Source organism: Nocardioides sp. J54 (assembly GCF_000519005.1).
Classification (GTDB): Bacteria; Actinomycetota; Actinomycetes; order Propionibacteriales; family Nocardioidaceae; genus Nocardioides.
Window position 1 is genome coordinate 1 of the sequence record NZ_JAER01000031.1, and the last position, 10,800, is coordinate 10,800.

At 73.6% G+C, this 10,800-nt stretch carries 9 protein-coding genes; 7 read left to right on the forward strand and 2 right to left on the reverse strand.

Going from position 1 to position 10,800, the window contains the following annotated elements:
- Nucleotides 1–254: 254 nt before the first annotated feature.
- Both NOCJ54_RS0117150 and NOCJ54_RS26530 read left to right on the forward strand, forming a co-directional pair.
- Nucleotides 255–620 carry a TadE family type IV pilus minor pilin gene (locus tag NOCJ54_RS0117150; RefSeq protein WP_028656475.1) on the forward strand — a complete coding sequence of 122 codons (366 nt, stop codon included), beginning with the start codon at nt 255–257 and terminating at the stop codon, nt 618–620.
- Nucleotides 617–1,057: an Rv3654c family TadE-like protein gene (locus NOCJ54_RS26530; RefSeq protein WP_232221821.1), complete on the forward strand. Its 441-nt coding sequence runs from the start codon at nt 617–619 to the stop codon at nt 1,055–1,057. The genes NOCJ54_RS0117150 and NOCJ54_RS26530 overlap by 4 nt, the downstream gene beginning before the upstream one ends.
- Nucleotide 1,058: 1 nt before the next feature.
- Here the strand turns inward: NOCJ54_RS26530 and NOCJ54_RS0117160 are convergent, their stop codons facing one another.
- Both NOCJ54_RS0117160 and NOCJ54_RS26535 read right to left on the reverse strand, forming a co-directional pair.
- Entirely contained in the window at nt 1,059–1,385 is a 327-nt protein-coding gene (locus NOCJ54_RS0117160; RefSeq protein ID WP_028656476.1) for a hypothetical protein, read from the reverse strand.
- A 10-nt stretch (nt 1,386–1,395) separates the two neighbouring features.
- Nucleotides 1,396–3,765: a DEAD/DEAH box helicase gene (locus tag NOCJ54_RS26535; RefSeq protein ID WP_232221822.1), complete on the reverse strand. Its 2,370-nt coding sequence runs from the start codon at nt 3,763–3,765 to the stop codon at nt 1,396–1,398.
- Nucleotides 3,766–3,910: 145 nt separating this feature from the next.
- Between NOCJ54_RS26535 and NOCJ54_RS0117170 the strand changes: the two genes are divergently transcribed.
- From NOCJ54_RS0117170 to NOCJ54_RS28480, 5 genes are all read left to right on the forward strand, one after another.
- Nucleotides 3,911–4,252: an STAS domain-containing protein gene (locus tag NOCJ54_RS0117170; protein WP_269634544.1), complete on the forward strand. Its 342-nt coding sequence runs from the start codon at nt 3,911–3,913 to the stop codon at nt 4,250–4,252.
- 529 nt (nt 4,253–4,781) lie between these two features.
- Nucleotides 4,782–7,118, forward strand: coding sequence for a sodium-translocating pyrophosphatase (locus NOCJ54_RS0117175; protein ID WP_028656478.1), 2,337 nt, complete (start codon nt 4,782–4,784; stop codon nt 7,116–7,118).
- An 8-nt stretch (nt 7,119–7,126) separates the two neighbouring features.
- Complete coding sequence (locus tag NOCJ54_RS28475) at nt 7,127–7,957, forward strand: DUF2817 domain-containing protein (RefSeq protein ID WP_028656479.1); 831 nt, start codon at nt 7,127–7,129, stop codon at nt 7,955–7,957.
- 33 nt (nt 7,958–7,990) lie between these two features.
- On the forward strand, nt 7,991–9,487 hold the full coding sequence (locus NOCJ54_RS0117185) for a DUF7059 domain-containing protein (RefSeq protein ID WP_028656480.1): 1,497 nt from the start codon (nt 7,991–7,993) through the stop codon (nt 9,485–9,487).
- Nucleotides 9,488–9,517: 30 nt separating this feature from the next.
- Nucleotides 9,518–10,708 carry a DUF2510 domain-containing protein gene (locus NOCJ54_RS28480; RefSeq protein WP_028656481.1) on the forward strand — a complete coding sequence of 397 codons (1,191 nt, stop codon included), beginning with the start codon at nt 9,518–9,520 and terminating at the stop codon, nt 10,706–10,708.
- Nucleotides 10,709–10,800 lie beyond the last annotated feature (92 nt).

The window sequence follows — 10,800 nt, forward strand, 5'->3', positions numbered from 1 at the left end:
CCCAGTGGGGAGGCACCCTCGTCTTGGTGCCGGGACGCATCTGTCTGTCAGCTCACTGATCGGCGCTCCCAGCCAGCCATCCGGTCGGCCTTGGCGCACAGCCCTGTCGACGATCACGGCGTCCCGGGTGACCGCCGGGCCCTGCAGAACTCATCGTGGACCTCAAGGGGTCGAGCGAGCAGGGCAGTGACCCGACGGCACCTGGGGTGCATCAGCGGCCCGTCCAGGACCGCCGACACGAGGAAGGTAGTCCAGTGAGCCGGGCGGAGCGCGGCGAGCGGGGAGCGGTGACGGCCGAGCTGGCCGTCGCGCTCCCGGTGCTCCTCGCCGTCACCGCCGGCCTGGCGTGGCTGCTCGCCGTCGCGATCGGCCAGGTCCGCACCGTCGACGCCGCCCGCGAGACCGCCCGCGCCCTCGCCCGCGGCGACGACCAGGCGGCCGCGGTGGCCGTGGGGGAGCGGGTCGCCCCCGACGGCGTCGCGATCACGGTCCGCCGCGAGGGCGACCGGGTCGTCGTCCGTGCCAGCGGCCGGATGGCCGGCCCGGGCGGGCTGTTCTCCGCCATCCCCGGCGCCCGGCTCGACGCAGAGGCCGTCGCCCTCACCGAGGAGGACCAGTGACCACCCCACGACCAGGTCGAGCAGGAGAGCGCGGCGCCGCCACCGTGCTCACCGTCGCCATGGCCGGTCTCCTGCTGCTCGTCGGCGCCGCGGCGGCCGTGGTCGGGGCGATCGTCGCGTCGCACCGATCGGCGCAGTCCGCCGCCGACCTCGCGGCCCTCGCCGGAGCCACCGCGCTCAGCGAGGCAGCGCGAGACCCATGCGGCGCGGCTGCCGAGGTGGCGACTGCCAACGACGCGCGGCTCGACCGGTGCGTGGTCGAGGGGGACGAGGTGCTGGTGGCCGTCACCGTCGCGGGTCCGCGCTGGCTCGGCCAGGACGAGGATCTCACCGCCGAGGCACGGGCCGGCTCGGTGCGACCGGCGCCGGGTCAGGCGGGCGACGGGGCAGGTGCCCCCGGGTGGGCCCGACCGGTCCACCCAGGTGAGTCAGGTTGACTCACCTCTCGTCCTCGCGCCCGGAGACGTCCTCGCGGCGCCGCTCGGCCTCGGCGGCGTCCAGCTTCTGCGACAGCTCGGAGAGCCGCTTCTGCTCCTTGCGCCGCTTCCAGCCCTGCTTCGCCCCGGTCTTCATGAACCAGATGCCGGCGACCACCAGCAGGCCCGAGGCGACGCCGATCAGGAAGAGCACCTCGGGGTCGACGTTGATGCCGATGATCTCCGTGGTCCGCCGGTCCTTCTTGTCGACGTCGTAGTCGCTGCCGAAGACCCCCGCGAGGATGCCGAGGACGCCGACGACGAGCAGGAGCAGCCCGAAGATCACCATGGACGGCAGGCTACGCCGCGGACGGGGCCCCGGCGAGCAACGCGTCGAGGAGGGTGATCGCGCCGCGCTTGTCGAGCGGGTCGTTGCCGTTGCCGCACTTCGGCGACTGGATGCACGACGGGCAGCCGGACGCGCACTCGCAGGCGGCGATCGTCGCCCGGGTCGCGCGCAGCCAGGCGGCTGCCGTGCGGTAGCCGCGCTCGGCGAAGCCGGCCCCGCCGGGGTGGCCGTCGTGCACGAACACCGTCAGCACACCGGTGTCGGGGTGTCGAGCCGTGGACACGCCCCCGATGTCCCAGCGGTCGCAGGTCGCGAAGAGCGGCAGCAGCCCGATCGAGCAGTGCTCGGCGGCGTGCGCGGCGCCGGGCAGGTCGGCGACGTCGAGCGCCGCACGCTCCAGCAGCGGGGCCAGCACGGCGTCCGGCACGGTCCACCAGACCGCGGTCGTGGCCAGGGTGCGGGGCGGGAGGTCCAGCGGCGTCTCGTCGATCACCTCGCCGGTGCGGGCCCGGCGGCGCAGGTACGACGTCACCTTGCTGGTCACCTCAACGTGCCCGAACGACACCCGGCACGGTCCCCAGTCAACGTGTTCCTCCTCGGAGGTGATGGCGATGTCGGTGACCTCGCGGGCCGAGGTGGTGTGGTCGGCCTCCGCGCGGCGCAGCGTCGCGACGTGCTCGTCGAGGTCGAGGTCCTCCACCAGCCAGGTCTCGCCGCGGTGGAGGTAGACGGCGCCGGTGTGCGCCGTGCCGTGGGCGCGGGCGCCGTCGACGGTGCCGACGACGCGACCGGTCGCCGCCTCGACGAGCTGCACCTGCCGGTCGCTGCCGGACCTGATGTCGGCGAGGTCGCAGGCCCGTGAGCGGTCGGTCCAGTACCAGCCCGCCGGCCGGCGGCGCAGCATGCCCTGCTCGACCAGCGAGCCCAGCACCTCGCGGGTGCGGGGCCCGAACAGCTCGAGGTCGGCGGTCGTCACCGGCAGCTCCTGGGCGGCGGCGCACAGGTGCGGTCCGAGGACGTAGGGGTTGTCGGTGTCGAAGACCGTGCCCTCGACCGGACGACCGAGCAGCGCGTCCGGGTGGTGCACGAGGTAGGTGTCGAGCGGGTCGTCGCGGGCCACGAACATGCCCAGCGCGCCTCCGCCGTCGCGGCCGGCCCGACCTACCTGCTGCCAGAACGCCGCCCGGGTGCCGGGGTAGCCGGTCACCAGCACCGCGTCGAGGCCGCTCACGTCGATGCCGAGCTCGAGCGCGTTCGTCGCCGCCATGCCGAGGAGGCGACCGCTGCGCAGCGCGTCCTCGAGCGCCCGCCGCTCCTCGGGAAGGTAGCCGCCACGGTAGGAGTCGATCCGCCCCGCAAGCGACGGGTCGACCTCCGCGACCAGCTCACCGGCGCGCTGCGCCACCGTCTCGACTCCCCGCCGGGACCGCACGAACGCGAGCGTGCGCACGTCGTCGACCACCAGGTCGGCCAGCAGGTCCGCCGTCTCCGCCGTGGCCGGACGCCGCACGGGCGCGCCGTTCTCACCCGTGAACTCGGTCAGCGGCGGCTCCCACATCGCCACCGCCACCTCCCCGCGCGGGGAGCCGTCCGCGGTCACCGTGGTCACGTCGAGCCCGGTCATCCGCCGCGCCGTCACGTCGGGGTCGGCGACCGTCGCCGAGGCGAGGATGAAGGTCGGCGAGGCGCCGTACGACGCGCAGATCCGCCGCAGCCGGCGCAGCACCTGCGCGACGTGCGCACCGAAGACGCCGCGGTAGTGGTGGCACTCGTCGACCACCACGAACCGCAGCGTCCGGAAGAACTGGGTCCACCGCTCGTGCCCCGGCAGCAGCGACCGGTGCAGCATGTCGGGGTTCGTCAGCACGTACTCCGCGTGGTCGCGGGTCCACTCCCGCTCCTCCTGCGTGCTGTCGCCGTCGTGGGTCGAGACGCGCACGTCGAGCCCGAGCTCGCGGATTGCCGCCCACTGGTCGTGCGCCAGCGCCTTCGTCGGCGCCAGGTAGAGCACCGACGCGCCACGCTGCCCCCGCGGGCCGCGCGCCGCCCGGATCTCCGAGAGCGTGGGCAACAGGTAGGCCAGCGACTTCCCCGACGCCGTCCCCGTCGACACCACGACGTGCTCGCCCCGGTGCGCCACCTCGGCGACCTCCACCTGGTGTGCCCACGGCCGGACCACCCCGCGCGCGGCGTACGACGCCAGCAGGGTCGGGTCCGTCCACGCCGGCCACTCCGCGGTCACCGCCGGACGGGCCGGCAACCGCTCCAGGTGGGTCAGCCGGTCGGCCCGGCTGGGGAGCGCGGTGAGCCGCTCCAGCACCGCCCCCGGGTCGCGCCGGGCAGGCGCGGGCGCCAGGGAGGAACGGGGCTCGACACTCACCCCTCGATTGTCGCAAGAGGGCCCGACCCGACCCCCGGCGGTGGCACCGGTTCCGGTGTCGGCTGGTGAACCCTTGCCACCGTCCTCGTGCGCGCCCGCGACGGGCATGGTTTGATTGACACCCACGTAGGTGACACATCCCGGGGTGAGTTCGTTGAATCTGACGCTGTCGACGCGCGAGGTCGGTGGTCGCACCGTCGTTGCCGTGGGTGGAGAGATCGACGTCTACACCGCCCCGAAGCTGCGCGACACGATCACCGAGCTCGTCGCTGCCGGGACCTACCACCTCGTCATCGACATGCAGGGCGTCGAGTTCCTCGACTCCACCGGCCTCGGCGTCCTCGTCGGCGGCCTCAAGAAGGTCCGCGCCCACGACGGCTCCCTCGAGCTGGTCTGCAACGCCGACCGCCTGCTCAAGATCTTCAAGATCACCGGTCTCGCCAAGGTCTTCGTCATCCACGAGAGCCCCGAGGCCGCGCTGGCTTGATGGCGCGAGCGTGTCGCCTGTCGAGGGCTGCGCGCAGGCGCTCGCAAGCTCGGCCCGCACTTGCCCTCGACGCGCCTTCGGCGCGGGCGCCACGCTGCCGCGCGCGCAGTTGCCTTGCGTAGGTCCAGCCGCCGCCTGGCGGCAGGCCTTTTGGTTTGCTGCGCCTGACTCCCGGTGGTCCAGGCGCGAGGCCGCCCGCGGCCGAGCCGCCCTCCCGGTGGTTGAGGTGCGAGGCCGCCTGCGGTCGGGCCGCCCTCCCGGTGGTTGAGGCGCGAGGCCGCCTGCGGTCGAGCCGCCCTCCCGGTGGTTGAGGTGCGACGAGCGCCAGCGAGGAGCCTCGAAACCCCCGGGCCCTGATGGCGGACGGTGCCGATGCGACCTACCGGAAATCCGGCGACCCCTCGTCGAAATGCCTGTGACTCGCGTCACAACATCCGTGTGTTCTGCATCACACCGTGCGTAGACTCCGGGCCACGATCTCAGACCTGGGTCTCCGGGACCCGTACCTGAACTCCCCAGGAGGCAGTGCATGCCCCGTCCGTTGCTTGCCGACATCGAAGTCTCCGGGGGCGACCTCGCCCTCGTGGTCGTCGTCGCCGCCATCGCCCTCGTCTCCCTGGCCATGGCTGCGATGTTCCGCGCCGAGGTGCTCCGCGCCGGCGAGGGGACGCCCAACATGCAGCGCATCGCGCAGGCCGTGCAGGAGGGCGCGAGCGCCTACCTGACCCGGCAGTTCCGCACCCTGACGATCTTCGCGGCCATCGCGTTCGTCGTCCTGCTCGCGCTGCCTGCCGACACCGGCGACGCGGGCGGTCTCCAGTCGGAGTGGGCGGTGCGGATCTTCCGCTCGGTCTTCTTCCTGCTCGGCGCCGGGTTCTCCGCGGCGATCGGCTTCCTGGGCATGTCCCTCGCCGTCCGGGCCAACCTGCGCGTCGCCGCGGCGGCCAACGAGCAGGGGCGCGACCCGGCGATGAACATCGGCTTCCGCACCGGCGCGGTGGTCGGCATGGCGACGGTCGGCCTCGGCCTCCTCGGTGCGAGCGTCGTCGTCCTGGTCTTCCAGGACGCCTCGCCCAAGGTGCTGGAGGGCTTCGGCTTCGGCGCCGCACTGCTCGCGATGTTCATGCGCGTCGGCGGCGGCATCTTCACCAAGGCGGCCGACGTGGGCGCCGACCTGGTCGGCAAGGTCGAGCAGAACATCCCCGAGGACGACCCGCGCAACGCGGCGACGATCGCCGACAACGTGGGCGACAACGTCGGTGACTGCGCCGGCATGGCCGCCGACCTCTTCGAGTCGTACGCCGTCACGCTGGTCGCGGCGCTCATCCTCGGCTCGCAGGCGTTCGGTGACAAGGGTCTCGTGTTCCCGCTGATCGTGCCTGCGATCGGTGCACTCGCCGCGATCGCCGGCGTCTACCTCACCAAGCCGCGTCCCGGCGAGGGCGGGCTGACCACGATCAACCGCTCCTTCTACCTCTCCGCCGCGTTCGGGGCGGTCGCCAGCGCGGCAGCGGCCTTCATCTACCTGCCGAGCGAGTGGAGCGACCTGGCGAACGCCAGCGGCGACACCGCCGACCTCGGCCCGGCCGCCTTCGCTGCCGGAGCGGTGGTCATCGGCATCGTCCTCGCGGCCGCGATCCTGGCCCTCACCGGCTACTTCACCGGCACCGAGCACCGCCCGGTCAAGGACGTCGGTGCGACCTCGGTGACCGGCGCCGCCACCGTCATCCTCTCCGGCCTCTCGGTCGGCTTCGAGTCGGCGGTCTACACCGCGATCGTCATCGGCGCCGCCGTCTACGGCGCCGCGCTGCTCGCCGGCGGGGCCACGACCCTGGCGCTCTTCGCGGTCGCGCTGGCCGGCTGCGGCCTGCTGACCACCGTCGGCGTCATCGTCGCGATGGACACCTTCGGCCCGGTCTCCGACAACGCCCAGGGCATCGCGGAGATGTCCGGCGACGTCAGCGAGGAGGGCGCGCAGATCCTCACCGAGCTCGACGCCGTCGGCAACACCACCAAGGCGATCACCAAGGGCATCGCGATCGCCACGGCGGTCCTCGCCGCGAGCGCCCTGTTCGCCTCCTACACGCAGTCCGCGTTCGAGTCCTTCCAGGACGCCGTCGACGACGAGAGCGGCCTCGGCTCGCTCGACCTGCTCGGCGACTTCATCGTGTACGACGCCAAGCTGATCGTCGGCGCCCTGCTCGGTGCCGGCGTGGTGTTCCTCTTCTCCGGCCTGGCGATCAACGCCGTCGGCCGCGCCGCGGGTGCGGTCGTGATGGAGGTGCGGCGCCAGTTCCGCGACATCCCCGGGATCATGGAGGGCACCGCGCGCCCGGAGTACGGCCGCGTGGTCGACATCGTCACCCGCGACTCGCTGCGCGAGCTGGCCACCCCGGGCATCCTCGCGATCCTCAGCCCGATCGCCGTCGGCTTCGGCCTGGGCGTCGGACCGCTGGCCGGCTTCCTCGTCGGTGCGATCGCGACCGGCACGCTGATGGCGGTCTTCCTCGCCAACGCCGGTGGCGCCTGGGACAACGCGAAGAAGCTCGTCGAGGACGGCCACCACGGCGGCAAGGGCTCGGAGGCGCACGCAGCGACCGTCATCGGCGACACCGTCGGCGACCCGTTCAAGGACACCGCCGGCCCCGCCATCAACCCGCTGCTCAAGGTGATGAACCTCGTGTCGCTGCTCATCGTCGGCGCGGTCATCAGCCTCACCTACGGCGAGAACGAGAACGACGTGGTCCGCATCCTCATCGCCCTCGCGGCCGCCGCCGGCATCTTCGCTGCGGTGTTCATCTCCAAGCAGCGCTCGTCCGCGATCAGCGACGAGGCCCCCGAGCCCGTCGCACTCGACAAGGGCTGACCGGGCCCGTGGCCCGCCCTCTCGGGAAGAGCTGGCACACCATCGCCGCGCTGGCGGTGGCCCTCGTGGTCGCCGCCAGCGCGGCGCTGGCCGTCCCGGCCGCTGCTGACGCCCCCTCCCGGCGGCCGGCCGCCCACGTCGGCGCCAGCGCCACGGGGCCTGCCGCGGCCCCGGGCGACGTCGTCACCCGCACCCGCCTGGTCGGCCGATCCGTGCGCGGACGCGCGATCCGCGCCTACTACCGCGGGTCGCCCAGGGCCCAGCGGGTGCTCGTCGTCCTCGGCCAGATGCACGGTGACGAGCCCGCAGGCCTGGCCACCGCCACCTGGATCAAGAACAACGTCCGCCCGCTCGCCGGCACCGGCATCTGGGTCGTCCCGACGATGAACCCCGACGGCCACGCGCGGCACACCCGCCAGAACGCCCGCGGCGTCGACCTCAACCGCAACTGGCCCACCAACGGCTGGCGGCGCACCAGCCGGGGCCGCTACTACAGCGGGCCGCGCCGAGCCAGCGAGCCGGAGACCCGCGCCATGATGCGCTTCCTGGCCGACGTGAAGCCCGCCTACATCGCCTCGATCCACCAGCCGCTGCGCGCGGTCGGCCGCAGCAGCAAGGCGCCGGCGTGGCAGGTCCGGCTCGCCCGGCAGCTGCGCCTCCCGCGTCGCTGGCTCGGTGTCGGCAACCCCTCCGGCACGGTCTCGCCCACCCTCACCGGCTGGTACAACCGCCGCTACGCCGGCGTCGCCATCACCATCGAGTGCGGCCCGCGCCCCTCGAAGCGCTACCGCACGATCGTCGCCGGGCGCGGCATCACCCGGGCGACCCGCGTCCGCTGACGGCACCGGCTGCGGGCCGACTAGCGTGGTCCCGTGCTGCCCGTCGCCCTTGCCGCCCCGCTCCGCGAAGCCCTCGTCGCCGCCGACTTCACCTACGACGCCGTCAGCGAGCTGCTCGGCCCGCAGGCGCACGAGGCGCTGTCGCGCAACGAGACCACCCCCGGCCTGCGTCGTACGACGGACGGCAGCCCGCTGGCCACCCTGGTCCGGCTGTTCCTGCTCCAGACCTCCGTGCCCGTCGCGGACGCCGAGCGTGCCCTGCCGGGGCTGGTCGACCGGCTCGCCAACGCCGGCGCGCTGGTGCAGTCCGTCGGCGAGGTCGCGGCGCGGCTCGACGTGCGGCCCTATGCGACCGACGAGGGCGACCTGTGGGTCGTCAGCGACCTGACGCCCGGCCTGGACGGCGTGCCCACCCGGGTCACCGGCGACTACGTGCTCGGCATCAGCCCGGCGTCCTCGAGCCTGGCCCAGCTCACCCTGCGCCACGACGTCGGGACGGCCCTCGACCTCGGCACCGGCTGCGGCGTGCAGGCGCTGCACCTGGCCACCCACAGCGACCGGGTGGTGGCGACCGACGTCAACCAGCGTGCGCTCGCGATCGCCCGCTTCAACGCCGCCCTCAACGACGTCGACGACAAGGTCGACGTCCGCGACGGCTCGTTCTTCGCGCCGGTCGAGGGCGAGCGGTTCGACCTGATCGCCACCAACCCGCCGTTCGTCATCTCCCCGGCCACGGGGGAGCGGCTGGTCTACCGCGACTCCGGCCTGCCCGGCGACCAGGTCGTCGAGCACATCGTCCGCACCGCGCCCGACCACCTCACCGACGGCGGCTGGTGCCAGGTCCTCGCGAACTGGGTGATCGAGCGCGACCGCCCGTGGGACGAGCGCCTCGCCACCTGGCTGCCCGACGACTGCGACGCGCTGGTCGTGCAGCGCGAGGTGCTCGACCCCGCGTCGTACGTCGAGCTCTGGCTCAAGGACTCCGGCCACCACCCCGCGACCGGCGGCGACCCGGCGGCGTACTCGCACCGCTACGACACCTGGCTGTCGTGGCTGGAGGAGCAGGGCGTCGGCGGGATCGGCTTCGGCTGGATCAACCTGCACCGCACCGGCGGCACCACCCGCGACCTCCTCGAGTGGCCGTACGACGTCGAGCAGCCGATCGCGCCCGCGATCGCCGGCTGGGCCGAGTCGGCCGCCGCGGCCCGCACCGTCGGGCCGGACAGCCACCTCGTGCTCCGCTCCGACGTGGTGCAGGAGACCACCGGGGCCGTCGGCGCCGAGGACCCCTCCACGATCGTGATCCGCCAGCAGCGCGGCTTCCGGCGCGCCCGCCAGGTCGACACCGTCACCGCCGCCGTCGTGGGTGCCTGCGACGGCGACCTCCCGCTGGGTCCGCTCGTCGACGCCGTCGGCCAGCTGCTCGAGCGCGACGCCGCCAGCCTGCGCGAGGTCTACCTGCCCGAGCTGACCGAGCTGGTGGCCGAGGGCTTCCTCGAGCCGGCGGGGACTCCGCGAGCCGGGGAGTAGGACCGCCCCGCGTCGGGCAGACTGTCCCCCGTGACGAACGCAGGCTGGTACCCCGACCCCGCTGGCGCGCCCGACACCTATCGCTACTGGGACGGTCAGGCGTGGAGCCAGATGACCACGACCACTCCTCCGGGTGGTGGCGCCCCGCAGGCCCCGCAGGCTCCGCAGGCCCCGCAGGGCCAGCAGGCTCCGCAGGGCCCGGCCGGCCAGCAGCCGCCCCAGCAGCCGGGCGCCCCGTCGGACCCTGCGTCGGCACAGACCGTCTACGGCGCCGTGCCCCCGGCCACCCCGCCGGGCGGCTACGGCCAGCCCGGCCAGCCCGGCCAGCCTGGCCAGCCGCAGGGCGGCTACGGCCAGCAGGGCTACGGCCAGGGCGGCGGCTACGGCCAGCCCCCGGGCGGCTACGGCCAGCAGCAGTGGAGCCCGACCCCGCAGCCCGGCAGCGGAGGCGGTGGCAACGGCAAGGTCATCGGCATCGTCATCGCCGCCGTCGTGGCGCTGGTGCTGATCGGCATCGGTGGGTTCTTCGGCGTCCGTGCCCTCACCGGTGACGACGACCCGAAGAGGACCAAGGCCTCCGACGGCCCGACCTCCGGGGCCACCGACGGCAGTGACGCGACCGCGAAGGGCACCGACCCCACCGACCAGCCCTCCAGCACCGTCCGTCCGACCGGCATCCAGTGCACCGGCGGCAGCCCCGAGCCCGCCAAGCCGCCGGCCACGACCGCGAAGGCCATCCGTGGCGGCGGCCTGACCGTCCCCGTCCTGCCCGGCTACGAGGCGGACCCCGGCTACGCCGCCGCGCACTCCTTCGCGGACGGGGTGCAGGTGCAGTTCTCTATCGTCATCGAGGACAAGTGGATCTCCGAGTACGCCGTCGGTGCGCTCTCGAAGGCCAACGACTTCGACGACCCGGAGACCGCCGCCGAGATCGTCATGCAGTGCCTCACCGCCAGTGACGCCTTCTACCAGGGCTTCACCGGCCGCACCGACCTCAAGCGCGAGGAGGTCACCGTGGGCGGCAAGCCCGGCTACCGGATCACCTCCGAGATCCGCGTCTCCGACCCCGAGGTCACCGTCGGCGGCGACCAGACCACCGTGATCGTGGTCGACACCGGCAGTGCCGACTCCCTCGGCCTCTTCCTCGGCGTCATCCCGCTCGGCGACCCCGACAAGGAGACCCAGCTGGAGGAGACGATCGAGGCGATCAAGGTCCGCTGAGCGCCTCCTCCGGGGTGCCGCCCGGCTGCCCATCGTGGAGTCCGGGGGACGGGGAACTGGACAGCACGCGCTACCGTGATCGGCCGTAGCAG

Coding starts and splice junctions, on each gene's coding strand:
- NOCJ54_RS0117160 (WP_028656476.1), bottom strand. CDS start 1,385: ATGGTGATCTTCGGGCTGCTCCTGCTCGTCGTCGGCGTCCTCGGCATC.
- NOCJ54_RS0117175 (WP_028656478.1), top strand. CDS start 4,782: ATGCCCCGTCCGTTGCTTGCCGACATCGAAGTCTCCGGGGGCGACCTC.